This is a genomic window from Patescibacteria group bacterium (assembly GCA_040390045.1).
In the GTDB taxonomy this organism is placed as follows: domain Bacteria; phylum Patescibacteriota; class Minisyncoccia; order Phycocordibacterales; family SIBU01; genus SIBU01.
Genome location: JAZJZC010000002.1, coordinates 24,037 through 48,781, shown reverse-complemented (window position 1 = coordinate 48,781; position 24,745 = coordinate 24,037). Strand labels below are relative to the sequence as shown.

30 protein-coding genes are annotated in these 24,745 nt (G+C 43.2%); 7 read left to right on the top strand and 23 right to left on the bottom strand.

Features of this window, described 5'->3' with window-relative positions:
- Positions 1–8: 8 nt before the first annotated feature.
- The 8 genes from rpsC to V4467_02040 all read right to left on the bottom strand — a co-directional run bounded on the left by rpsC (position 9) and on the right by V4467_02040 (position 5,610).
- Complete coding sequence (rpsC, locus tag V4467_02075; protein ID MES2087760.1) at positions 9–674, bottom strand: 30S ribosomal protein S3; 666 nt, start codon at positions 672–674, stop codon at positions 9–11.
- A gap of 35 nt (positions 675–709) precedes the next feature.
- On the bottom strand, positions 710–1,111 hold the full coding sequence (gene rplV, locus V4467_02070) for a 50S ribosomal protein L22 (protein ID MES2087759.1): 402 nt from the start codon (positions 1,109–1,111) through the stop codon (positions 710–712).
- Between the two features lie 5 nt (positions 1,112–1,116).
- Positions 1,117–1,458 carry a 30S ribosomal protein S19 gene (rpsS, locus tag V4467_02065; GenBank protein MES2087758.1) on the bottom strand — a complete coding sequence of 114 codons (342 nt, stop codon included), beginning with the start codon at positions 1,456–1,458 and terminating at the stop codon, positions 1,117–1,119.
- Between the two features lie 691 nt (positions 1,459–2,149).
- Complete coding sequence (gene rplB, locus V4467_02060) at positions 2,150–3,004, bottom strand: 50S ribosomal protein L2 (GenBank protein ID MES2087757.1); 855 nt, start codon at positions 3,002–3,004, stop codon at positions 2,150–2,152.
- A 77-nt stretch (positions 3,005–3,081) separates the two neighbouring features.
- Complete coding sequence (locus V4467_02055) at positions 3,082–3,480, bottom strand: 50S ribosomal protein L23 (protein MES2087756.1); 399 nt, start codon at positions 3,478–3,480, stop codon at positions 3,082–3,084.
- An 11-nt stretch (positions 3,481–3,491) separates the two neighbouring features.
- Positions 3,492–4,151, bottom strand: a complete 660-nt coding sequence (rplD, locus tag V4467_02050; protein MES2087755.1) for a 50S ribosomal protein L4 — start codon at positions 4,149–4,151, stop codon at positions 3,492–3,494.
- A gap of 84 nt (positions 4,152–4,235) precedes the next feature.
- Positions 4,236–4,910, bottom strand: coding sequence for a 50S ribosomal protein L3 (rplC, locus tag V4467_02045; protein ID MES2087754.1), 675 nt, complete (start codon positions 4,908–4,910; stop codon positions 4,236–4,238).
- Between the two features lie 133 nt (positions 4,911–5,043).
- Complete coding sequence (locus tag V4467_02040; GenBank protein ID MES2087753.1) at positions 5,044–5,610, bottom strand: hypothetical protein; 567 nt, start codon at positions 5,608–5,610, stop codon at positions 5,044–5,046.
- Positions 5,611–5,742: 132 nt separating this feature from the next.
- Between V4467_02040 and V4467_02035 the strand changes: the two genes are divergently transcribed.
- Both V4467_02035 and V4467_02030 read left to right on the top strand, forming a co-directional pair.
- Positions 5,743–6,015, top strand: a complete 273-nt coding sequence (locus tag V4467_02035) for a type II toxin-antitoxin system RelB/DinJ family antitoxin (protein MES2087752.1) — start codon at positions 5,743–5,745, stop codon at positions 6,013–6,015.
- A gap of 3 nt (positions 6,016–6,018) precedes the next feature.
- Positions 6,019–6,312, top strand: coding sequence for a type II toxin-antitoxin system mRNA interferase toxin, RelE/StbE family (locus V4467_02030; GenBank protein MES2087751.1), 294 nt, complete (start codon positions 6,019–6,021; stop codon positions 6,310–6,312).
- Positions 6,313–6,351: 39 nt separating this feature from the next.
- Here V4467_02030 and rpsJ read toward each other — a convergent pair whose 3' ends face one another.
- From rpsJ to V4467_02000, 6 genes are all read right to left on the bottom strand, one after another.
- Positions 6,352–6,657 (bottom strand): 30S ribosomal protein S10, encoded by a 306-nt coding sequence (gene rpsJ, locus V4467_02025; protein MES2087750.1) that lies wholly within the window; start codon positions 6,655–6,657, stop codon positions 6,352–6,354.
- A 179-nt stretch (positions 6,658–6,836) separates the two neighbouring features.
- Positions 6,837–8,027, bottom strand: a complete 1,191-nt coding sequence (tuf, locus tag V4467_02020) for an elongation factor Tu (protein ID MES2087749.1) — start codon at positions 8,025–8,027, stop codon at positions 6,837–6,839.
- Positions 8,028–8,420: 393 nt separating this feature from the next.
- Positions 8,421–11,054 (bottom strand): PKD domain-containing protein, encoded by a 2,634-nt coding sequence (locus V4467_02015; protein ID MES2087748.1) that lies wholly within the window; start codon positions 11,052–11,054, stop codon positions 8,421–8,423.
- Positions 11,055–11,170: 116 nt separating this feature from the next.
- Positions 11,171–13,309: an elongation factor G gene (fusA, locus tag V4467_02010; GenBank protein MES2087747.1), complete on the bottom strand. Its 2,139-nt coding sequence runs from the start codon at positions 13,307–13,309 to the stop codon at positions 11,171–11,173.
- A gap of 101 nt (positions 13,310–13,410) precedes the next feature.
- Complete coding sequence (locus V4467_02005) at positions 13,411–13,719, bottom strand: hypothetical protein (protein ID MES2087746.1); 309 nt, start codon at positions 13,717–13,719, stop codon at positions 13,411–13,413.
- Between the two features lie 98 nt (positions 13,720–13,817).
- The gene (locus tag V4467_02000; GenBank protein MES2087745.1) at positions 13,818–14,387 is read right to left on the bottom strand and encodes a hypothetical protein; all 570 of its coding nucleotides are present in this window, start codon (positions 14,385–14,387) and stop codon (positions 13,818–13,820) included.
- Between the two features lie 212 nt (positions 14,388–14,599).
- On the opposite strand from V4467_02000, the gene V4467_01995 reads away from it, so the two are divergent.
- A complete protein-coding gene (locus V4467_01995; protein MES2087744.1) occupies positions 14,600–14,845 on the top strand; it encodes a hypothetical protein in 246 nt (81 codons plus the stop codon).
- Between the two features lie 29 nt (positions 14,846–14,874).
- Here V4467_01995 and V4467_01990 read toward each other — a convergent pair whose 3' ends face one another.
- From V4467_01990 to rpsL, 5 genes are all read right to left on the bottom strand, one after another.
- Entirely contained in the window at positions 14,875–15,783 is a 909-nt protein-coding gene (locus V4467_01990; GenBank protein MES2087743.1) for an SPFH domain-containing protein, read from the bottom strand.
- A 311-nt stretch (positions 15,784–16,094) separates the two neighbouring features.
- The gene (locus V4467_01985; GenBank protein MES2087742.1) at positions 16,095–16,370 is read right to left on the bottom strand and encodes a hypothetical protein; all 276 of its coding nucleotides are present in this window, start codon (positions 16,368–16,370) and stop codon (positions 16,095–16,097) included.
- A gap of 70 nt (positions 16,371–16,440) precedes the next feature.
- The gene (locus V4467_01980) at positions 16,441–17,178 is read right to left on the bottom strand and encodes a hypothetical protein (GenBank protein MES2087741.1); all 738 of its coding nucleotides are present in this window, start codon (positions 17,176–17,178) and stop codon (positions 16,441–16,443) included.
- A 209-nt stretch (positions 17,179–17,387) separates the two neighbouring features.
- Complete coding sequence (gene rpsG, locus V4467_01975) at positions 17,388–17,858, bottom strand: 30S ribosomal protein S7 (protein MES2087740.1); 471 nt, start codon at positions 17,856–17,858, stop codon at positions 17,388–17,390.
- A gap of 87 nt (positions 17,859–17,945) precedes the next feature.
- Positions 17,946–18,359: a 30S ribosomal protein S12 gene (gene rpsL, locus V4467_01970; protein ID MES2087739.1), complete on the bottom strand. Its 414-nt coding sequence runs from the start codon at positions 18,357–18,359 to the stop codon at positions 17,946–17,948.
- Positions 18,360–18,628: 269 nt separating this feature from the next.
- Between rpsL and V4467_01965 the strand changes: the two genes are divergently transcribed.
- Entirely contained in the window at positions 18,629–18,829 is a 201-nt protein-coding gene (locus V4467_01965) for a hypothetical protein (GenBank protein MES2087738.1), read from the top strand.
- Positions 18,830–18,951: 122 nt separating this feature from the next.
- Here the strand turns inward: V4467_01965 and V4467_01960 are convergent, their stop codons facing one another.
- Positions 18,952–19,566, bottom strand: a complete 615-nt coding sequence (locus V4467_01960; GenBank protein MES2087737.1) for a site-2 protease family protein — start codon at positions 19,564–19,566, stop codon at positions 18,952–18,954.
- 117 nt (positions 19,567–19,683) lie between these two features.
- Between V4467_01960 and V4467_01955 the strand changes: the two genes are divergently transcribed.
- Entirely contained in the window at positions 19,684–19,926 is a 243-nt protein-coding gene (locus tag V4467_01955; protein ID MES2087736.1) for a bL28 family ribosomal protein, read from the top strand.
- Positions 19,927–20,015: 89 nt separating this feature from the next.
- On the opposite strand, the gene V4467_01950 is transcribed toward V4467_01955, so the two are convergent.
- Positions 20,016–20,762 carry a ComEC/Rec2 family competence protein gene (locus tag V4467_01950; protein ID MES2087735.1) on the bottom strand — a complete coding sequence of 249 codons (747 nt, stop codon included), beginning with the start codon at positions 20,760–20,762 and terminating at the stop codon, positions 20,016–20,018.
- Between the two features lie 221 nt (positions 20,763–20,983).
- Between V4467_01950 and V4467_01945 the strand changes: the two genes are divergently transcribed.
- Entirely contained in the window at positions 20,984–21,448 is a 465-nt protein-coding gene (locus V4467_01945) for a hypothetical protein (protein ID MES2087734.1), read from the top strand.
- A gap of 79 nt (positions 21,449–21,527) precedes the next feature.
- Here the strand turns inward: V4467_01945 and V4467_01940 are convergent, their stop codons facing one another.
- Complete coding sequence (locus V4467_01940) at positions 21,528–22,034, bottom strand: hypothetical protein (protein MES2087733.1); 507 nt, start codon at positions 22,032–22,034, stop codon at positions 21,528–21,530.
- A gap of 118 nt (positions 22,035–22,152) precedes the next feature.
- Here V4467_01940 and V4467_01935 point away from each other — a divergent pair, with 118 nt between their 5' ends.
- Positions 22,153–22,764, top strand: coding sequence for a Fe-Mn family superoxide dismutase (locus V4467_01935; GenBank protein ID MES2087732.1), 612 nt, complete (start codon positions 22,153–22,155; stop codon positions 22,762–22,764).
- Positions 22,765–23,216: 452 nt separating this feature from the next.
- Here the strand turns inward: V4467_01935 and V4467_01930 are convergent, their stop codons facing one another.
- Positions 23,217–24,740, bottom strand: a complete 1,524-nt coding sequence (locus V4467_01930; GenBank protein MES2087731.1) for a ComEC/Rec2 family competence protein — start codon at positions 24,738–24,740, stop codon at positions 23,217–23,219.
- Between the last annotated feature and the right edge of the window lie 5 nt (positions 24,741–24,745).

The window sequence follows — 24,745 nt, the reverse complement described above, 5'->3', positions numbered from 1 at the left end:
CCTTCTTACTATTTCTTCTCCTTATCAAAAACTTCCCCTTTGTAAATCCAAACTTTAATTCCGATGTCTCCGTATGTCATGTGGGCTTTCTCACGAGCGAAATCAATGTCGGCGCGGAAAGTCTGGAGTGGAATCTGACCTTTTTTCAATTCTTCTGAACGCGCCATATCAGCTCCTCCCAAACGGCCTCCGAGATAAATTTTGACTCCTTTGACGTCGCGGTTGGCCATCACTTTTTCAATGGTTTGCTTCATCACGCGGCGGAATGGCATACGCTTTTCCAAGCCTTCGGCAACCATCTGAGCGACAATAGCGGAATTGGATTCTGGAGAGCGAACTTCTTCAATATCAAGCTTCAATTCTTGGGTCGTCAAAACTTTGGCGCGATGCAACACTTTAAGAATTTCATTTCTCAGTTTGACCGAGCCTTCCCCACTCTTGCCGATGATCATACCTGGGCGTGAGGTTTTAATAACAACTCGAAAAGTTTTTTGACTTCGTTCAAGATCTACGCCACTGACATACATACCACGCAATCGTTTTTCCAAAAATTCTCGAACCGTAATGTCGCAACGGAGAAATTCTTTGTACTTACTATCAAGAGAAAACCAGCGGCTTTTCCAGTCGCGGATGATTCCAAGTCTATGTGAGTATGGGTGAACGGTGTGGGACATAAAATAATGTAAAAGTAAAAATGAAAAATTTAAAATTAATGATTGTGCTTCTCTTTCTTTGAATCCTCTGTGTGTTTTACACTTTTCGTTTTCAATTTTTCGCCTCCTTCTCGTTCCCCAAGAACAAGCTTAATATGGCTCGTTCGTTTCAAAATTGGAAACGCGCTTCCGCGAGCTCTTGGCATACTTCGTTTCAAAACCGCTCCGGCATCAACACGAAATTCTTTTACAAACAAATTTTTTTCTTCGATATTAAAAGAGTTCTTAGCGTTCTTCACCGCGCTGGTAATCAACTTGTGGAGTGGGCCAGCCGCCTCTTTTGTCGTGACAGACAAGAGTAGAAGTGCTTCAACAACACCTTTGCCTTTTACCAAATCAGAAACCAATCGAACTTTTCGAGGGGATTGTCTGTATGTGTTGAGTTGCGCGGTAATCATAAAAATTATTTCTTATCAGCAACGGCAGCTTTAGCGGCTTGAGCGGCAGCAACCTCACCTTCTTTGGCTTTGGTTTCAATATCTTTCTGCATCTTACCTCCGTGCTTAATAAACTTGCGAGTTAATGAAAATTCACCTAGTCGATGTCCTACCATGTCTTCTGTTACAAAAACTTCTGGGTGATCCTTACCGTTGTGCACTAAAAATTTAAAACCTACCATTTCAGGAGCGATCTGACTGTCTCGTGACCACGTTTTAATAGGCGCAGATTGTTCTGGTCTTTTTCCGGCAATCTTTTTGAGAAGACGCGGGTCAACGTATGGTCCTTTTGCAACTGATCGGGTCATTAAATGCTGGCTTAAAATTAAACAAGCCCCGTTAAGAGCGTGGCTACTATCCTAACAGAAGGAACAATAAAGTCAACCGAGGCTTGACTCTTAGGGCCCTAAACACTAAGGTGGGTCAAGAATAGTGAAAGATTCTACGATGAATAAACCTTTCGTCCTCCGAGGCTTGAGCACAATTTCTCTCGGAATGGGGCTTTTAAGCTTCTGTCTTCTAGCGGGCTTGTTTCTTTTCCGGTGGAAGTGCCAAGCCTATTTTCAGTTCTTCCAAACTCCCTTTGAGGAAATTTTTGGCCTCGGCCTCGTAATCTTATTCTTCCCTATCGCTTTTGCCTGCCGATATTTTTCAAAAACCTGATCTCGATTCGCCAACGGTTACACGTATGCGAATCGGGATTTTTCTTAAAACCAAATCCTTTTGATCTTGAAGTGCTTGTGCTATGGTTGTAGGTAGTTATAAAGCTCATGCCTCTATGAAAAAACGTACTGAGGAATTCTTAGACAGTTTTGCAATAGTAGCTGTGATCGCATTGGTGGGTTGCCTCATTTTTCTACTGCAAAAATTACCGATGTGGTGGAAAACTTATAAAGTGTTTGAACACTTAAAGCACCCCTTCAGTTAGCAAAACGCAATCCCCCGAATCGCTTCGCGATTCGGGGGATTTTATCTTTTCTAAAAACTACCAACTATTTTCTACAAACTACTCTTCTTTCCTTTTCCTACTTTTCTTCGAGAGACAATAAAGACGTTTGAATATTTCTTTGGAGTTCGTGATTTCTGACCCTTGCCGACGTGCTTACCCCAACGAGTCTTCGCAAATCGCAATCCTCGGCCCTGTCTACCTTCACCTCCTCCGTATGGGTGGTCAACTGGGTTTTGAGCTGAACCTCGAACGGTTGGTCGAATGCCGAGCCATCGTGAACGTCCTGCCTTGCCAATATTTACCAAGCGGTTTTCATCATTTGAAACTTCACCAACAGAAGCCCAAGCGGTTTCAACAATTTTTCGAACTTCGGTTGAAGGCATTTTGATGTGAGTGTAACCCGCATCTTGTGCAATTACCTCGGCGTAATTTCCTGCAGAACGGCCAACCTTAGCTCCACCAGCTGGCTTAAGCTCTAGGTTGTAGACAAAAGTACCAACGGGAATTTTCTTCAAAGGCAATCGATTACCAGGTTTAAGCGGTGCGTTCTCTGAAACGAGAAAGGTGTCGCCAACTTTTACAGATTTTGGAAGTAACACGTATCGGCGTTCACCATCTTTGTAACAAACGAGACTAATGAAGCCCGTGCGGTTTGGATCATATTCAACAGTTTCAACAACTGCTGGAATTTCTTTTTTATCAAAAATAAAATCAATTTCTCGGTACAATCGTTTGTGGCCACCTCCTTTGTGTCGAGTAGTCAAACGTCCGCGATTATTTCGTCCAACATGTCGCTTGAAACCTGAGGTCAAAGCCTTCCTTGGTTCTGAGGTAGTCAAAATGTCACCATACGAAATGGTTGTCATGTGACGGCGGGATTTTGATGTGGGTTTGTATGATTTCATAAAATCTAGGGTTTAGGGTGGAGGGTTTAGGTTTTAGTTTTCCGAATTTAGACTAAACCCTTACCCCTATACCCTTCTTATATAATTTCGATCTTTTCGCCTTTTTTCAAATAGACATAGGCTTTGCGGCCCGTCTTACCTTTCGAAACTCTTCCTCGTACAAAAGATTTTTTGGAAGGAACTCGGAGAACAGCCACTTTTTCTGGAACTACTTTGTACAATGCCTGAATTGCCGCTTTAATATTTTGCTTGTTAGCTGAAGCAGTTACTTCAAAAACGTAAACCATTCGATCGCCGTTTCCAGAAAGTTGACTAGCCTTCTCGGTAACTCGAGGCTTCACAATCACGCCCGTTGAGATCATCGTAGGCGCAGCAGAAACCACGGCCAAACTTTTTGTTGAAGTTTTGGCAACCGATTTTTTAGCAGCTTTAGGCTTTGCAGTGACGATATTCTTTTTTGAATTAAGGGTGGCCATTGGAATAGTAATTAGTTCTTAGATGTTAGAAAGGTCAAAGATTCTTTTGGATCGACAATCACCAAATGTTTAGCATTCATCAAATCCAAAACATTCAAGTTTCGAATTTCACCAAAGGACATGTTGTTAAAATTTGAAAAACCTCTTTCAAGTGCAATATCTTTTTTAGGAAGCGCCAAGAAAAGGGCGTTTTTGGTTTTCTTGGTCAAGTATTCAAAACCCTTGATGCCTGCGAGGTTTGCCAAAACTGCTTTCGCCTCCTTGGTTTTTGAAGCTTTCAAAGAAAGACTATCAACAAATAATACTTCATTTTCCTTAAATTTCTTGGAAAGCAAAACTTTGAGCGCCTTGGCCTTCATGACTTTATTTATCTTTCGGGCAAAAATCTTATCCTTCGTTGGTCCATGAGTAACACCTCCACCAACCCAGATTGGTGATCGGCTTGATCCGTGTCGGGCGCGTCCAGTACCTTTTTGTCTCCAAGGTTTCTTTCCTCCTCCGCGTACTTCCCCACGATCTTTGACGTGTGCAACTGGATTGCGGAGATTGGCTTGCATTGAAACATACACTTGGTGCACGAGGTCAGCATTCCAAGGCAAACCGAAAATGCTCTCAGGCAATTTCATTGAGCCATTTTCTTTTCCGTTTTGATTGTAAATTGTTGTTTCCATGTGATTTAGTTCATCAAGTTCTTAAAGTTTGTAAAGTTCATAAAGTTTTCTCTGACTTGATAAACTTGACGAACTTGATAACTTTTAACTTTCTCGTATCTCTACGATCGTCCCTCGATGTCCCGGAATTGGTCCGCCAACTAAAATAAAACTATTGGCTGGATCAACCTGAACAATCTTCAAACCCTTGATGGTAACTCGATCGCTACCCATGCGCCCGGCCATACGAATTCCTTTCGCCACGCGGCCTCCGGCTCGTCCTCCACCTCCGATGCCTCCTGGTTCTCGTTCAGAGTGTTTTTGACCGTGAGTTCGGCGGCCTCCGTGGAAACCGTGTCGCTTAACACCTCCTTGGAAACCTTTTCCTTTTGAAATTGCTGAAATGACTACGGCGTCTCCGGCTTTAAAAATCGTAGCTTCAATTTTATCTCCAACCTTTGCTTCTCCTACCGTATCAAGTCGAAATTCTTTGAGGGTTGAAAAATTTCCAAGTTCCTTAAGATGACCTTTTTCTGCCTTGTTGATATTTTTTGGATTTTTCTCGCCAATACCAACCTGCAACGCGACATAGCCATCCTTCTCCTTGGTCTTAACTGCGGTCACCACGTTTGAACCAACGGCAACAACGGTAACAGGATGTACCTGACCATTCTCGTCCCAAACCTGGGCCATATGTAATTTTGCTCCGAGTATAAATTTCATTTTATGAACACAGCTCAAGGCTGTTGGTTCCTGTGCCTGAATAACATCCGTAGGCATGTCCCGTAGCGAAATTCTGATTTCTGCTACTGGGATAACAGTTGAAGAAGAGTAGCAAACCCCGTGAAAAAAGTCAAAGAAAAAGTCTACCCGGGTGGATAGACTCTGAAAATCAACGCGTGGGAGAATCAGCTTATTCGTCCCAGTGAAGAATGAAGTATGATTCATCACCACTCGCAACTTCAAGAAAAGGGTCTGTGTAGAGCCAGTGAACCGTTGCGGTGACACCGGGTAACAGCTTGCTCACCCTCTCGTAGATTCGGCGTGCCTCCTGGGGAGCTCGGTAAAATTCCTCGAGAGGAGTTTCTTGCCACTCTATAAAACGGGCATCTCGCCGACGGCCTTTTTCAAAGCTCCGGCGTTGGCTGGGAGCTTGAATTAGTGCGAAGCCCGCCGAAAGAATGAGACCAATCGGAACTGCCCAGAATGGACTTGGCCGCAAAATCCACGAGTCAGCTCTAAACCAAAAACACCAAAGGACGGCGGCGAAACACAGGAAGGGTCCGAGAAAATCTTCGACTGCCTGTGAGCGGGTGTATCGGCAAAATTCAACGCAGACCTTCTTGCGATATTCGCGTTTGTGAGCGGCAACCTTTCGTCGGTCGATGATCTGAATTCCCGCCTCGTTCAAGGCCTGGGCAAGTGGTCGTGGCGCTTGGGCTGAGACAAGCTTGTATGACGGCAATCTTTGTCGATTCATAATAAGAACAGGTTTGGTTTCAGTGAACTGACGGAATCTTTTTCTGTAAGAAACTATATGCGCAATTACGATAAAGTCAAAAGACCATCTATCTTGTGTTGACAATGTAATGACATTGTATATACTAGACTTATGACTACACTACAAATTCGCATCGATGAGAAAACCAAAAGGAAAGCCAAGAAGACACTTGAGAATCTGGGGCTTGATATTTCTTCTGGAGTAAAACTATTTTTGGAACAAGTGATCACAACCCAATCTATTCCCTTTTCAGCGGTGACCCCCGTGGAACACAAGTTGCGGTATGGGCATATTTACAGAAAAGAGATAGATGACATGCTCAAAAATGGCAAGCGCTATAAAACTGTTGAGGAGGCATTCTCCGATATTCTAAAAGAAAAATAATTCATGTTTGAAATTTCTTTCTCGCGAAAAAGTCGAAAATCGCTAAAAAGATTAAGTAAATCTGGTCAGTTTGATGAACGCTCTGTATCTGACGTAATTCGAACTTTAGCCACGGGAAAATCATTGGAAGCAAGACATCAAAACCATACCCTTCACGGGGAGTATGCGGATTGTTTTGAGTGCCATATCAAGAATGACTTGTTACTTATTTACAAAATTCACGAAGAGAAAAGGCTTCTAAGTATTGTCGACATCGGCAGTCATTCCGATTTGTTTGAATGGGTAGGCAGGAATTAGCGTCTAACAAAAATGGCTCCCGTTCGGGAGCCATTTTTGTTAGATCATCTTCACATCAATATTTACGCCACTTGGCAGAGAAAGATTGGTGAGAGATTCAATAATTTTTGCGTTTGGGTTGACGATATCGATCAAGCGCTTGTGCACTCGCATCTCAAATTGTTCTCGTGCGTTTTTGTAGACGAAAGCGGAGCGATTGACCGTGTATTTTTTAATTTCGGTTGGAAGCGGAATCGGACCCAAGATTGAAGCATCGAATCGGAGCGCGGTGTCAATAATCTGCTTGACTGAAGCGTCAAGAATTTTATGTTCATAGGCTCGAACTCGAATGCGAAGTTTCTGCACAACATCCTTTTTTGGAGTGGTGGAAGAAGCCTTGGCGCGGGATTTCGAAACGGCCTTTGGCTTAGTTACGGTTTTTTCTGTTGTAGGTTTGGTTGGCATTTGAATAGGTTTTAGGGTTTAGGTTTTAGGGTTTAGTTTTCCGAATTCGGTCTAGACCCTCAACCCTATACCCTTCTCTTTTACGCGACAATCTTCGTGACCACTCCGGCTCCGACAGTCTTACCTCCTTCTCGGATGGCAAAACGTGTCTTCTCTTCTAGGGCAACTGGGGCTACCAATTTAACTTTGAAGGTAATGGTATCTCCTGGCATAACCATTTCTACTTTATCAGGAAGAGTCACATCTCCAGTAACGTCAGTAGTTCGAATGTAAAATTGTGGCTTGTATCCAGAGAAAAATGGTGTGTGTCGTCCACCTTCTTCTTTCTTCAAAACGTAAATTTCAGCTTCGAAATCGGTGTGAGGGGTTACTGAACCAGACTTGGCCAAAACCTGCCCTCGGTGCACATCTTCTTTCTTGGTTCCTCGAAGAAGAATTCCGGCGTTATCTCCGGCCATACCTTCTGAGAGAGATTTGTTGAACATTTCAATACCGGTAACAGTCGTCTTAGCTGTTGGTTTGATACCAACAATTTCAACTTCTTCACCGACTTTGATAATTCCTCGTTCGATTCTTCCGGTAACTACAGTTCCTCGGCCTTCGATTGAGAAAATGTCTTCGATTGGCATAAGGAATGGCTTGTCGGTATCGCGAACTGGAACTGGAATGTAGGTATCAAGAGCTGCGGTCAATTCAAGAATTTTCTTGACCCATTCGTTGTTAACATCAGTGGCCTCAAGAGCCTTCAAGGCTGATCCGCGAATAACAGGAGCTCCTTTTCCATCAAAACCTTGCTTGGTCAAAAGTTCTCGAACTTCTTCTTCAACCAAATCAACAAGATCCTTGTCTTCTACCATGTCTACCTTATTGAGGAAAATGATAATTTTTGGCACTCCGACTTGCTTTGCGAGCAACACGTGTTCGCGAGTCTGAGGCATAACTCCATCAGTTGCAGCAACCACGAGAATAGCACCGTCCATTTGAGCGGCACCGGTGATCATGTTCTTGATGTAGTCAGCGTGACCTGGAGCGTCGATGTGCGCGTAGTGTCTATTTGCTGTCTCGTATTCGTTGTGAGAAAGGGCAATAGTAATTCCGCGAGCCTTTTCTTCAGGAGCTGAGTCAATTTCGTCAACTTTTTTCAACTTGACGATGTTTCCGGCGAGATGAAGGGAGTTCAAAATCGCGGCTGTCAAAGTGGTCTTGCCGTGGTCAACGTGGCCAATAGTACCAACGTTTACGTGCGGCTTGCTTCGATTAAATTCTGCCATATGTGTGTGTGATACTTATCTAAAGTAAGCGCACGAGAAGTTTGCTTAATTTAAATAACTATCAATAAAATTAAACTAATAAATTATAATAATGGTAATCGCTCGTCAGAAATTGTGAGTTTGGATGAAATTCGAAGCGCGAGCTCGGCTTGCGACCAAAATGTATTCATATACATTGCGGGAGCAAACGAGCGAAGCAACAAAGAAGTTCGCCAAAATCGCAAGTTCTGAAAAGAAGCGCGTGACGCGAGATTCATATACTAGCATAAGAGAAAAAAAACGCAAACGCAAAGCTAGAGAAGCTGACAGCTTAGAGCTGATGGCTGTTAGCTTTAAGAAAACTCCCCGTCGGCCGCGGCCGACGGGGAGTTTTCAGGAAACACTTTGATAAAATTAATTGACTGTGAACGTCCCGACTACCCACGCGTTGAGCGTTCTTTGCTGTGTCGTAATTCCTCCGTCGCCATCATCAACACTAAAGGTAATAGTGTATGCTCCGGCTTGAGTGTAGGTATGACTCAAAGTAGCAAGGGCGTATTTGGGATCAGTTGAAGAAAAAAATGTATTAGCTGAAATGCTACCGTCTCCCCAATTTACTCCAAAAACAACATGATTGCCGCTTTCTGGATCAGTAGCTTTCACATTCCACGTACCGGCCTGGTTAACTCCAACCGCTGTTGGGCCCGTTATGCTATCGATAATCGGCGACTGATTGTTAAGGGTGGAAGTTGTCATGATAGTAAAATATGAATTACTCTCATCCTTAGTGACAATCGCTGCATTACTTCGATACATCACCACGATCTTATAATCAGTGGCTGGAGATATTGCTAGACCGTTGACACAGCTCGTCAATGAAAAATTTAGACTTCCAGTATTAGACACGTCCCCATTAGTGAGATGGCATTCGTATCCGGGTCGTACTAAATCAACCATGACACTTGAAACTCCTGATGAAGTCCAAGAAGCGGTATAGGTTTTACCCATCGTCAATGTCTCTCCACCGTTTGGGCTGGTTACAGTAATAGTAGGTTGTGATGAAACTACTGGATTAACCACCACCGCAACCGTCGCGGAATTTGATCCAGCGCTGTTGGTGCCTTTGTAAGTGATGTAGTAGGTATGTCCGGCTTGGCAACTTTGAATAGCATTTGGCATTGAATAAGAACCATTTGTGTCGTGAGCAACCCAAGGATAATTTGGCCCAGAGCTAACTGGATACCAACCACAAGGATCAGCCCCGCCTGAAACTGTGTAGCCTGATGTGGCAGAAGTACCGTTTGTATTCCATGTATATGAAACAACATCACCAACATTTACGGTCAGAACTCCCGTTGTACTGTTAGAACCTGATGAAGAAACTGTTTTATTCCCGCTCGAAGCAGAAAGGTAGGCTGTAGGAGTTGTAGAATTAGTGGGTGTAGTTATTGTAAAAGAATTGTCGCTTTGATCTTGGGCAATCAAAACTCCACCACCACAATCAACTCTAATTCTGTAACTTCCTGGGGGCACAAGGTTAGCTGGAATTGTTCCAGAATAAACCTGTTTATCTGTAGCTGACATGCTCAAAGTTGCGATAGTAGCATCAACGGGGCTACCATCTGACTTCCTACCAACAATGGCTGCCTCACAAAATGTACCGTAAGCTATATTTGATGTTGTAAACGAACCAGTCAACAGACTTCCTTGCGTAAATGTCTCTCCCCCATTTGGACTAAGAACAGTGATAGAAGGCTGTGCGACACCAGAAATAATTTTGAAATACGAATCACTTGAATCACAAACTGAGATGCCCGTTTGGCAAACTTGAATAGTGTACGCGCCGTCAGGAACAATAGTAGTAGGATTTGGTTGCGTTGCATACGCATAGGTAATACTCCCAACATTCCAATAATAGCTATTTGAGTAAACATTACTTGCAATTGTATAAGGAGCGTGTGGTATAGCCGTACAAGTTCCAATACAGTATGGGATAAGTTTTATATCATAGGATCTCGGAACAGGAGGCATACAGTAAAGACCGTTTTGATTACATCCAGCTGGAAGATTATTTGAAGTGTCGTTCCAACTGATTGTTTGGGTTGTTCCTTTGGTCCATGCTTCTCCGCCATTTGGACGCGAAACGGTAATAGAAGAAGCGGTTTTGACACCAACCACATTCACACTCAAGCCCGTACCCTGTGTTCCAACATTATTTCTTACAAAGAACTGCGGATAAAAGCTTCCTGCTTGTGTATAGGTGTGAGTAAATGTTGCAGTCTGCGTAAATGTACTCGCCGAAGGAAAACCATTCTCACCTGTTGCCATAGGCACAGATGTACTGTCCCCCCAAATAACTGAGTACGAAAGAGCTCCTCCACTTGGATCGGAAGCTTTTACAGTCCACGTACCTTGCTGATTTACTGTTAGTGACTGAGGGCCACTGACACCATTGATGACGGGAGACTGAGAATTCGTTGAACACTCGTGACGAACTACTCCGTCAGAGCCGTAGACGAGCGGACATTCTACAGGTGGAATAGTTTTTGAACATGGATACAGAGCATTGAGTTTCGCTCTCGTCGAAGGACCCACGTAGCCTGTGCCGCGCTTTAGGCCAGCGGGAGCGAGAACTTCAGAAGCATATTTTTCTTGAAATTCAGAAACAGCGGAAGCTAATCGTTCACTGAAATACAGAACCTGTCGGCCGTCTTGAAAGGCTTCGTCTTTGTCAAAAAGTCCTTCAGCGATGAGCGCACGGTAGAGATTTGTGACATCGGGATTTTGATCTCCAATTCTTAAGTTATTTACAAAAGCAAAACAAAATCCGTCAGAAGCGGAAGTTGAGGTTGTTGGAACAACCGGAAGAACAGTAGTTGAAACTCCTGCTTGAGCATTGAGCTGGAGCTGAAGTTTTTGAATTTGAGCCAGGATGGTGTTAATTTGCGCTTGAAGATTGGCCGCAACTGAAGTTGAAGTTTCGGCAAAAGCCACTGAGGCGAAGGCTAAAGAGACGACGAGAGAAAGGGTGAGTAATAGCTTCTTCATAATTGAAAAAATTATTGGTAAGCGATAGAGCTCACATAGTACCACGAAAGTGGATAAACTGAAAGCCCGGCGCGCTTCGTGCGCCGGGCTTTCAGTTTATTTCTATTGTCTATTTTTTACTTTCTTGCTTCAATAATTCCCGCCGCGACGTTCCCCGGTACTGCTTCATAGTGATCAAATTCCATCGTGTATCCCGCGCGGCCTTCGGTCATCGATCGAAGCGTAGTAATGTATCCGAACATTTCGGCGAGTGGTACTTTAGCGTCAATCACCTTGTTCATTCCTCGTTCGCCGACGTCTTGAATTTCAGCGCGTTTTGAAGAAAGGTGTCCCGTGACATCTCCCACAAATTTTTCTGGAGTCACCACTTCAACTTTCATAATTGGTTCCAAAATAACTGGCTTGGCTCGTTTGGCCGCATCTTGAAAAGCTTGCGAAGCCGCAATTTTGTAAGCAATTTCTGATGAGTCGACATCGTGGTACGAACCGTAAGTCAGTTCACAAGAAATATCCACCATTTTGTAACCGGCCACAATTCCGCGTTCCATCGCTTCCTTAACTCCCTTTTCAACGGCGGGAATAAATTCCTGTGGAATAACTCCTCCCTTGATTGAATCGACAAATTCAAATTCATCATAACGAGAAACATTTTTAGGTATTTTTTCAGGAGCTGGTTCGAGTGGTTTGATATTGAGTTTGACGTGACCATACTGACCCTTTCCTCCAGACTGTTTAATGTATTTGTACTCGGCTTCTGCGGCTCCCTGAATAGTTTCTTTGTAGGCCACTTGTGGCTTGCCGACGTTTGCCTCAACAGAAAATTCGCGCTTCATACGATCAACCATAATTTCAAGTTGGAGTTCTCCCATACCCTTGATTACCGTCTCTCCAGTTTCAGAATCTGAAAATACTTTAAAGGTTGGATCTTCGTCGGTAAGACGCTTGAGCGCAAAACCCATTTTCTCCTGGTCAGCCTTGGTTTTTGGTTCAATGCGCATCGAGATAACTGGCTCAGCAAATTTGATAGCGTCGAGCACAATTGGATTGGCTTCGTCACAAAGGGTATGCGAGGTACGTGCATCTTTGAGTCCAATGGCGGCGGCAATTTCTCCGGCATACACTTTTTTCACTTCTTCACGATCGTTGGCCTGAAGTCGAACGATACGTCCCAAACGTTCTTTCTTTCCTGTGGTTGAATTGTAAATATAACTTCCCGCTTCAACACTTCCCGAATAGACGCGGAAGAAGTTCAATTGACCCACGAATGGATCAGACTGCAATTTGAAAACAAGCGCTGAGAACGGTTCGCTATCGAGAGGCTTTCGTTCAACAACGTTTCCTGTGTTTGGATCAATTCCTTTAACTGCAGGCATGTCAACTGGTGATGGAAGATAATCTACCACGGCGTCGAGTACGAGCTGAACACCTTTATTTTTCAAAGCGGAACCACAGTACACAGGGAAAATTTTAGCATCGATAGTGGCTTTTCGAAGTGTGGTTTTCAAAACATCGATAGAAATTTCCTTGCCTTCAAGATATTGACTCATCAAAACATCATCATGCTCCACAATTCTTTCCACGAGTTCGGCGCGATATTTTTTGGCCTCATCGAGATTTTCTGGAGCAATTTCTGATTCCTTAACTTCAAATCCCATTTCACCTTCAAAGTGATAGGCTTTCATTTTCATGAGATCAATCACGCCTTCGTGATTTTCTTCAAGTCCGATTGGAATTTGCATTCGAACGGCGTTCTTACTCAAACGTTCGAGGATAGATTTGTAGGAAAATTCAAACGACGCTCCCATGCGGTCGAGCTTGTTGATGAAACAAATGCGAGGCACTTTTCCTTCTTCGGCATAGCGCCAGTTCGTCTCGCTTTGAGGCTCGACGCCAGCCACTCCGTCAAAAACTACGACGGCTCCGTCGAGCACGCGAAGCGAGCGTTTCACTTCAACGGTAAAGTCGATGTGCCCTGGAGTGTCGATAATATTGAAACGATGCTTTTTTGAAACATCGGTTTTTGCCATGTAGGTTGGATTCCAAAAACAGGTAATAGCGGCGGCGGTAATCGTAATACCACGCTCTCGTTCTTGCTCCATCCAGTCAGTGGTCGTGTTACCATCGTGCACTTCACCGATTTTGTGGGACATTCCGGTGTAATACAAAATACGCTCGGAGGTGGTAGTTTTTCCGGCATCGATGTGCGCGATAATTCCAAAATTTCTAACTTTCTCTAACGGATAATCACGGTTCATATATATATAAAAGGGTTAAGGGTATAGGGGTTAGGGTGTAGTAATAAAAAATACGCCGAAGCGTAGCCAATAGCATACAGGAAAGAAGGGAAATTGCAAAATTATGCTTTTCCCTGTTTTTGAGCTCTTTCTTTTTCTTCTCGTTCTGCTTCTTCCTTGGCCAATTCCATCGGAGATTTATATTTTGGACCCCTTCTAATTCTAATTTCGATTTCTGTCCCATCACCATTTAGACGTTGTCCCTTAACAACAACTTCATCATCACTAGAATCAGAACCATTGTGTCTGAAACCTAGAGAATTCATAGTTTGCTGAAACTCAAGAATCTTGGCGCTACCGAACTCGATTCCAAATGACTCAGCTGGTTCCGGCTTCCATTCTTCTTTTATTTTAGGAATTTCTGGACTCATTTTAAAATTTTATCAAGGACGGAAATAATAATCAAATTTCTAAAGTCCTTAAACCTAGAAACAAGGAGAGTATAAAAAAACCGCTGTCATGAAAGCGGTTAGACATAAATAGTCTTCTTGAATGTGACATCGACCCTATCCGTTTCCGCCGGGCGCGGACGAACAAATTGGACATTGGCCATACCTTTGCGCAGATCGCACTCCCAATTGATACGTTCTCCAATTCCACATGGATCACCTTTATGGCTGGCCCACGAATGATCTTTGAGTTTGTAAGAAGCCGGCAAGGACTGAGTGATTTCTGTGTGCAAATCAAACCTGTAAAACTGACCTAGGTCAATTTGGATGGGAGGAATATCATCTCTCATTTCAAATATATCCTGACCCAACCTGATCTCTTCACCGCGACGACGATGGACTGAGTAGTTGAAAATTTCAACATCAACAAAAATCGGTGATGACCAGCTTTGCCAGTGGGAAAAACCAACGAGATCAAATGTATTGCCGTCAGCTGTACTTAAGCGTTTGACTGTGTGCACTTGCACCAACCATTGATTACGATTGTTCCCAAACACCAGTCTGGGTCTACGACTAACATCAAACATCGCCCGCCTGAGTTCATCTCTTCCCGGGCCCCTAGTAATTTCGTCATCTCTTCTTTTGGCCATACAGCCTCCTTTGTTTTTTCAAAGCGACATATCAATCGGTGGATATGCCTAACACCTTTTCGTTTGCATACACAAACGTTCTAGCCAACAGGCTAGAAAATGGACTGCTCCTTTGTGATTTAATCAGGTTAAAAATAAATGTCAATTATTTTCTTGACTCCTCCACATTGAACTTGATACATTGCCTCTTAGACTTAGAGAATAAGGAAGTTATGCCAATATCTACAAAGCGGCCGCGCAGCGCTCAAAGAAGAGTTAAGAGTAAGCACCCGAAAGCTTACATCTATCAAGAATGTGGCAATTTCAGGGTCGGGTTTCAGGTTGAAATTGAAACTAAATGTCCACGTTGCAAGAGCACTGTTATGCGTCACGTAAACGCAGCGACGTACTTGGGGGAGGGCAAAACCGCTCGCGACGCATGGAGAAATGCGGCAATAAATCTTGGTATCTGGTTTTGAAAAACCGCTATGCGGTTTTTTTATTTGGTCTACTTGTTGTTATGTACCCCGTACCCATGCCCCGTCTCCATCGCACTACTTAATTGCTGAATCAGTTCTGTTGTTTTACCCACGTGAGAATCTAAGTAAATAACCTTAGTATTATTAGACATGCCGATATTTTTTAGAGTGTCGAGATATTGCGTAAGTGTAAGCATGGCCATAACATCCTGGGTTTTCTGACCTGTCGCCTTACCGACGACCTCAATCGCCTGTTTTAATCCTTCAGCAATGGCTGATCGTTCGAGGGCAATTCCTTCTCCCTGCAATCGCTTGCGTTCTTTTTCCGCCTCGGCTTCTTTGATGGCTTGAATTTTTGTCGCCTCTCCTTTATTTTCTGCCGCTTTTCGCAACTGTTGTGACGCGACGACTTCAGACATGGCGTCCGTGATAGCAAGCGGGAATGTGACATTGGTAATTTGAAAACTCATAATGACCATACCCCACTCTTCAAATTGTTTAGCGAGATCAGCTTTGATGTGAAGTGCTAATTCTTCTTTTTTTTCTAAAATTCCTTCGTGAGTTTCTTTAGCGATGTAGGTTCGGAGAGAATTTTCCACACTCGCGGCGATTGATTGCTGGCGGCTCTGCAAAACATAGGCAAAGTGTTGAATACCCTGATCGGTGTTGTTAACCGTGTAAATGAGGTTGGTCGAAACCGTCACGATCACCTTGTCATTCGAAGGATATTTGCCATCGATAGAAAAGTTTTGCTGTCGCAAGGTGATGCGTTCGGCAATTTTTTCCAAAATGGGAATTTTTAGATTAAACCCCGCGGTCATCGTTCGGCGATACTTTCCCAAAAATTCCACAACCGCGACGGTGTTCTGCTCAATGATGCGAATACTGCCGAAGAAAATGATCGCAAGCACGATGAGAATTAAAATGATAAGGGGCATGGGGTTTTATAATTAGTTTGTAAAATGTAAATTTATCCTAACACAGATGCCTATTCGTACAACTCGCTATGCGTGCCGATGGCTACAAAAACTGAAACTCCCTTACTCTCCTCTCTGTATATAGCGCGAATATCGCCCCCGATATTTATGCTCAAGCAACCAGAATATTTACCTGACAAATAGTGTTTGCGTAACATTGAATTTGACGGGTCAGCCATAAACAAGACTAACCTGTGATCAAAAAGTGACCTCTTACTCGGTTGCAATTTTCCGTACATCTTTTGAAACTTGCGAGAGAAAATTACACGCATTTATTTTGAGTTAAGCCAACGAACTGCATCCTTAGCATTTGAAAATGCGGGAGACATATTTTTTCCATTCTTAATATCTTGTTCTGCTTCATCAAGAATATCTCGCAAGTACTTATTTGGGTGTAATGAAGTAGAAAAGGTAACCTCCTTATCCCGTCCAAATTGTCGCAAAAAAGCGTTGACAATAGTGCCAAGCGGCATGCCAATTTCATCCGCCGCTTTTTTCGCCGCTAATTTAACTGCTTTATCAGTTTTTATATTTAAAATAGTTTTCATATACCAAAGTATATACTTTGGTATAAAAACGGTCAACACTTTTACTTAAGAAAAAACCGCGACCACTATTTCAGATCGCGGCAACGAGCTTTGTTTTGTAAGTGACAAGTTGTTGCTGCCACCCCTGCAGAACCTTGACCTGATCTGCGCCAGTCGCATTAACAAAAAAATCTTTCGCTGGCGTTGGGTCGAATTCAGAGCGAATATTTTGGAAAGCAAGGTTCCCGCCGGTAAACTCGGTAAAAAGCGAACTGAGTGAACGCAGATCATGTCCCATAGCTTTAAACGATAGACGTAAAACACCTTCTCCAATCCGATCCAGAAAAGATGGTTTCTTTTCTCCTACGAACTGTCCGTGTTGGATGAGAATTGGAAACAAAGGATCAAGGTCAGTGACTCTTCTTCCTTGCTCTGCTGAATGGTCACCTAGATTATGATGAATCCAACGCACCTGCGGAGAAAATATAACTCCAGTTTGATCTCGGGACAATTCACAAATAATCGCGACATCCAAAACCTGTAGCCCCCCATCAATGGCAACCCAGCAATGCCGATGTGGACTTTTTTCTTGATATACAGGGATCCCAACTCCTCCACTTCGCCCGAACGCAAATTTATGTTTTGGTAATTCATCGAAAAATGCACCTCTTACAGAAAAACGCCAAGAAGAAGCGCTCACCAACCTAGACATTCCTGTTAATTCTCGCCATTGCCCATTTTCGTAACACGCATCGTTCACGAAAGTTAACCCTGTATATTCCAAAAGCCATATTCGAAGTAACTTGCTATTGAGTTCAATAATTTTCATATTTCAAAATCCCAGACGTACGGTTCTATGGCCATTAGAACATCAAAATTTTCAAGATGCAAGAAAAAAAACAGGCTCTCTTGCCCGCTTTTTACATTACTACCAATAACATGCTGTCCGACAAAAATTTTTTTGAAATTTCTAGCGTAAAAATTTTTGCTGGATGCTCCATTTTGCACTGGTAACACGCTCGCCGAGGCGGCTCAGTTTTACCAAGCGAAATGGGCGAAGGCTTTGTTAGCCTCAGCCATCTTATGAGTATTTTCGCGTTTCTTAACCGCTTCACCTTCGTTTTTTGAGGCGGCGATGAGCTCTTCCGCTAGTTTAATGTGAATTGGTTTGCCTTTTTTGCTGTTGGCGGCTTCGATAATCCAACGCATGGAAAGCGCGAGTCGGCGTTCTGGTCGAACCTCAACAGGTACTTGGTAGTTGGCGCCTCCAACACGGCGTGAGCGAACTTCCATCACTGGGCCGGTGTTTTTAAGAGCAGTATCAAAAACTTCAACTGGATTTTCAGTCTTTTCTTTTTCTTTAATGAATTCAAAAGCGCCGTAGACAATTTTTCGGGCGACGTTTTTCTTGCCAGCATCCATGACATAGTTAATGAGCTTCGCAACTTTCTCTGAGTTGTGAACTGCATCTGGCTTTACGATATTTTTATTTTTATGTTTTCGGCGCATTTTCGGTGAAGGGTTTAGGGTAGAGGGTTAAGGGTTTAGTTTTCTGAATTTTTCCTAGACCCTAACCCCTATACCCTAATTTGTAATTTAAGCTTTCTTAGGCCGTTTGGCTCCGTACTGGCTTCGTCCTTTCATTCTCTTATCTACTCCCGTAGCATCGAGGACTCCACGAACGATCGTGTATCTGAGGTTGACGTCTTTTACGCGACCACCTCGGAGCAAAACTACGGAGTGTTCTTGAAGCGCGTGTCCAATACCTGGAATGTACGCGGTAACTTCCATACCGTTCGTGAGACGTACGCGAGCAATTTTTCGAATAGCTGAGTTTGGCTTTCGGGGAGTCTTGGTCGTAACTTTAGTACAGACACCTCGTTTAAATGGCGCGAAGAATTCGATTGGGCGATTTTTCAAAACGTTGAATGATCGCGTCAAAGCTGGCGTTTTTGATTTTCGCTTTGGAATAACTCGTCTTCGTTTTACTAATTGGTTGATTGTCGGCATTATAATTAGTTCATCAAGTCCTTAAAGTTTGTAAAGTTCATAAAGTCAGAGGCTTTTTCCCCACTTGATAAACTTGACGAACTTGGAACTTTATAAACTTGCGGTGGGAGTAATGTAATATAAACCGGCAAAAAAAGCAACCTTGCATAGCTGCCACAAGCAATCTTTACGACTCCATAGAATTGTCTACATCAGTAACCCGAGACGGCTTGAGAAATAGGGTGCCAAGGAAATAACTCAATGACACCAAAATCGAATTAATTATTATTATGACACTCGAAGAAGATTCAATACCAGGAAGTCTCCCTATAAATATAGGGAGCGTATATAATAAAAATAAAATCAATGTCCCGAAAATTAAGACAAACTGGGAATCTTTTTTATCAAAATGCATCAGCTTTCTCACAATTTGTGCTGAAAAAAATGCAGCCAAAAATAGAGAACCGGTAGCTAAAGCGTTTCCAAGATAATACCTAAAAATATTGTGGGAATCTGTCCATAAAAAAGAGAGTGTGATAACCCCAAGAACGAAGGAAAACAGCCAACTCAGGAGTCCATGAAAAAGTAATAAATAAATTTTTTTCATAAAATTTTATAAGCCCGTAATCAGCCTGAAAAGAAAGGTAATGAGCGGATCGACAAACTGCCATAGAAACAGAATAAAGAAAATTAAAATAATAAGAGAGTGACTTTCGATCCAATTTCTAATATGGAAAAGTCGTGCTGGGAAAAATCCGAACAAAATTTTTGAGCCATCAAGCGGCGCGATGGGTACAAGATTAAAAACTGCCAGCAAGAGATTGATATATACCAAGGTTACGACAGGACTGGCAAAAGTAACAGGAAGAAATTGATAGATGACGTCAAAGCGAATGAGCAACCCGAAAATAATAGCGATGGCTAAATTCGATGCTGGTCCGGCGGCAGAAACCAAAACCTCTCCCCATCTTTGGTTTTTTAAATTGTAGGGATTGACCGGCACCGGTTTGGCCCAGCCAAACACCATGTGCGGAGGAACAAGAGCAGTGATAATCGGCACAATAATTGAACCCACGAGCTCAAGGTGAGCAATCGGGTTTAGGGTGAGTCGTCCTGCGTAACGAGCAGTCGGATCGCCCAAGGCTTCTGCGGCGTACCCGTGACTTACTTCGTGTATGACGATCGACATAATCAGAAGTAAAATTGGGAAGACAATATCTATTTGCATAAATGTAAGAATATGATAGCATAGCGAAACTAATTATAAGAAGGGTGTAGGGGTTAGGGTCTAGACCGAATTCGGAAAACTAAACCCTTCACCCTGTACCCTAAACCCTGTATTTCAATGGCCAACATTTGCCCCATAACTAAAAAAGGAACCCGAATGGGTGGAGGGTACAGCAACCGCACTCGTGCTACGCAGTTTAATCCTACCGGCATGACTCGCAAATACCCAAATCTTCAAAAAAAGAAGATCTATATTCCTGAACTTAAAAAGAGCATTCGATTGACTATCTCAACTGAAGCAATCAAAACTATCAACAAGAACGGAGCGTATCAAACTCTCAAAAAAGCCGGCCTTATTTAAACAGAATCAGGATTCACGATTAAAGATTCAAGAATGAAAAAATCCCCCGCCGCGCTTTGCGCGGCGGGGGATTTTTTATTTTCTATCTCCTATTCCCTTCTAATCGTCTCCCCATCCGATTTTAAAATAATCGTCCCAACCTGATCAGTGCGAAAAACTTTCACGCCAAATTTTTCGAGCGTATCCAAAGTTTCCTGATGCGGGTGTCCATATTTATTATCCTTCCCATCTGAAATGATCGCCATCGTTGGATCAACAACCCCGACAAATTCTTCCGAGGTAGAAGTTCGCGAACCGTGATGGCCGACCTTTAAAACATCGCTTTTTAATTTTTCTCCGTCGAGCGCGACCAAGTAATGCTCGATATTTGAAGGTGAGTCCCCTGTAAACATCACCGACGTGTTTCCGTAGACAAGCCGCCCGACAATCGAACCGTCATTAGTCGCTAATCCTAAAATGTCTCGGTCGGGGAAAAGTACGTAGAATCCAACGCCAGCTTTTTTATCGAGCCAAATTATTTCACCACGCCGCGCCACAACTTGCGGCACTTTTTTCTCTTTAATTGTTCTTTCGAGTTCAGCATAGGTCGCCGAAGGTGAATTTGTTCCCGGCTCAATCACTTCCCCCACTTTAAAACTTTTTAGCACATCGATAAATCCGGCCATGTGATCCGCGTCAGGATTGGTCACCATGAGCATATCAATCGAGCGATCATAAAACGGCATCACCTTTCGAAGCGCCGAGAGAACAGTTTTCGGCGGCCCACCATCAATAAGCATTTGATTGCCATTCGGCGCTTCAATAAAAATCGCGTCACCTTGACCGATATCCAACATTGCGATTTTTAAAATATTCCCGCGGCTTTCGTGAAAGACCGCAAACCAGATACAACAAGTTGCAACAAAAAGCGCCACTAACAAATACACGCGCGCATTTTCACGAACCCTTTGCATCAGAAAATTGTAGCATTAAAAAGAAAATGGTCCGTTACATTTAAAACTTGCCTTTGAAGGCCTAATTTAATAAGCTGTGGCAAGAAAACCTCCCTCTGCACATAATGAATACACCCCAGAAACTTATCACGCTCCCCTTTGCCTTGTTTCAAAAACTCCGCAATCGAAAATGCCCAGTCAAACGGCGCGAGAATGACGTCCTTCTGACGCTGGCGGCGCCGATCGGAGATAAAACTAAAGATCTCTGGTTGATTTTTAGGCAATCGGAATATAGGCAAATGCTCCATCTTGCGCCAGAAAGCCACTTCGACACCCCCGAAGAATCACCCGTCGGTGTAACCCTGAAAATCACAACGTACTGGAATCAGACGAACAACCTCATGGAGGAAAGGGTGAAGTTCGAAGTGATGCCAATTGTCATGCCGAGCAATTCCTCCTACGTTTCAAATGTGACAATCGCTGGGGTTTTTTCGGCAGCTGTGGCATACTCCACCCTGTGCGTATACAGAACCTTTGTGGAAAGCAGGTGCCCGCCGATGCCGATAATTCCGTCGTCCTTCGTTGATTGAGAACAGGCCACATTCGCAAAATCGCAGAAACTTTCTGCGATTTTTTTATATATTAAAAACCCCCGATAAACGAGGGTAGTTAGAAAATCTTTCTTTGACAGAGGTATCTTTGTCGCGGATATCGCCACGCAAGCAGGCGAAGAATTCCTATGGTGATGGAAAACACTCCGAAAATCAACAAAGAACACAGCAAGATTGCACAGCCATTCCAAGCCACCTCTTGCAAATCAACTCCATTCCATACATTCCAAATCGCCAAAATAAGCCCGCCTGAAATGAGATAGAGATTGGTTGCTGCTCTCAAATGGTACGCCACCCTGATGAGCAAATTGTTTGTGGCTTCTGGTAAAGTATGGACGTAGTACGCAAACCGAGCCTGAAGCAACAAAACGAAAACCCACAGCGCCAGAGCGAGCGAATCGAATGCTCGAGGCAAACCGGAAGCATTGAGCTCACGGCCACCCGTATAACGAAAGTGCCAGCGCCAAAAGAAAAAAACCATAAAGGCCGAAATCGCAGTGTACCAAAACACGCGCCGGTATACATCGAGCCATTGAGCGCCACTGGGAAATATTTTCATTTTCATCGAGTCGAAGGACGAATTTTCAACGCAACTACTACATTAAGAGTAGTCTCTTCACACAATAAGTCAACGGACAGGGCAAGCGTGCTATAATCAAATTATTATAAAATTACTTACAACCATGAAAAAATTTGAAGAACAAAAATTTACCATTCCAGAACTAAAAGGCATTTCTAAAAAAACCATTGAGGAACATTTGAAACTCTACGCAGGCTACGTCAAACACGCCAATTTGGTCTTGGAAAAAGTAGAGGAATTGAAAAAAGACGCAGACCCCTCGACCCCGCTCGGGGCAAGAAACGCTTACGCCTTGGGCGAAGTGATGCGCCGATTTGGATTTGAATTTAACGGCATGAGAAACCACGAAGTTTATTTTAAAAGTCTTGAAGGTAGTTCGAGTCCGCTCGGCTCCAGTTCATTGAAAAAAGCCATTGAGGAAAAGTGGGGTTCATTTGAGCTTTGGCTTGCAGAATTTAAAGCTATTGCCATGACTCGCGGTATTGGCTGGGCAATGCTGTACTACGACAGATCAAGCGGCGAACTTTTGAATGCCTGGATTGATGAACAACACTTGGGACAACTCCAAAACTGCGCGCTCATTCTAGGACTTGATATGTGGGAACATTCGTTTGTGGCGGACTACCAGCCAAGCGGAAAAAAAGCATACATAGAAGATTTTTTTTCAAATCTAAATTGGTCTGTGATTGAAGAGAATTACACAAAAGCTAAATAGTAGTGAAAAATAAAAACTAACCATCGCTCACGCAGCTCTGGTTAGTCGTGTAGTAAAACTCCTCGGGCTGACAATAAACACAATTCGTGGCTTGAGCCACAGGCAGGCGCGCAAGATGCGCCTCCGTAATTGTGGACATCGAGCCCGAGCGCAGGGGAAACCCATTTCAGCGTAGCGAATCTCCAGAAAGTCCGGCTGGGACATCCGAAAATGATTCGTGAGATGAAGCTGAAATAGAGCAGCTTGACTCAGAGGCTTCTTACCCGTGCGTTGAAAATATATCGCCCCAAGAGGGAAAAATAATTCCCCAGTAGAAATTCTCTTGAGGTAAACACATTTCCCAACTATTGAAACACTCCACTCGCTATGAGGGAGAGTTCGAATTGCATTGAGGTATCCCTCGATAGTAAGAGGATTTTTCATAGATCAAAAAAGGAGTACTGTCTAAGCTCTTATGATAGCAAATCCCTTGGCTTTTTGCCAGTAGTTTTTTTAGACAAAAATACAATCCCCCACAAGTATACAAGGTAGGCAAATACGGCCAGCCAGAGGGGAAATCCAGCGATAGCAACGGAGGAAAATGGTAGATGAGCAAAAAATTCGACGACTCTGAGCTCATATTCGAGTAGTCCGTAAGCAACAGTAGCAAACGGAAACGCCAAGACGCTTGAAATAAATCCGATGACACCGGCAAGAAACCCGAACAACATGGTAGCTGGAATGGCAGATAAAATTAAAATGTTAACCGGCAAGGCAACCAAGCTAAGTTGCCCCATTTTGTACAACAACATCGGCAGAACAAAAATTTGAGTCGAGAGCGTCGAAACTAAAATCGCGCGCAAGCCAAATTTTTCGGTCACAAATAAAAATCGCTTTTCAAAAATAGGAGAAACATAGATCAGGGCAAGGGTTGAGGCGAAACTTAATTGGAACGATGAATCAAAAACTAAAATTTTGGGATTTTGAAACACCATGAAAAGTCCCGCAAATAAAAGCGCGCGGGTAATGTTGTATTGTCGACCAGTGGTTCGAGCAACAATGACGAGAAGTGCCATAAGCGAAGACCGTACGACCGTCGCTGATCCGCCAGTCATAATCGCGAAAAGGATAATGCCAAGCGCCCCGAAACTTTGACCTAAATATTTTGGCAGAAAACTGAAAAATCCGATAATCGACTCTGCCACAATCGTAATGTTGTACCCAGAAAGCACAACGATATGAATGACGCCCGCGCGGCGAAAATCATCGAGCAAATTTTGACCGAGCGCATGTTTAGCCCCAACAACTAAGCCTCCTAAAAGCGAAGCGTCTGGCTCAGGAATGAGCTTGCTAATCTGGTTCAAAAAAGCATGTTTTAAATCGAAAAGTTTTGAAACAACAAAATTTCCCTGATCGGATTTTATGAGGGTAATTTTTGGCCGATTCACTTGGTAGTAAATTCCTTCTTTCGCCAAATAATTTTGGTAATCAAAAATTTTCCCCGATGGATCGGCGAAATTTTTCGGTTTCTCCAACTGACCAGAAAATTCTACTGCGTCACCATATTGAAATTGAGGATATAAATCAGCAACCAAAAGTGCTTTAGAAAAAATTGGAGTTGCAACATCTCCAGTCAAAAAGTTTTCGAGTTTTACGGTCAGCCGATTAGAATCGGCTCTCTCGTCCGGCTCATCGACGATCGTGCCTGTCAGTGTCACCCGTTCACTCAGGTGGTTTTCAAGAATAGGATTGGTAGTTTTAAATTCGGACACGTCAAAGCGAAGCATGCCGAGACCAGTGGCCAAAATAAACAAGCCCAGTGAAAATCGCCTGAAACCGGATTGCCCATTTTCAAATTTTGCCTGAAGAAAAAGTGCTAAACCAATAACCAAAAAGAAACAAGAAAAATAAATACTAAAATCAACGAACGATCGCACCAAAACTCCAGTAATAAATCCTCCGATACAGATGGCTAGAATTTTATCTCTCACTTCCATACATT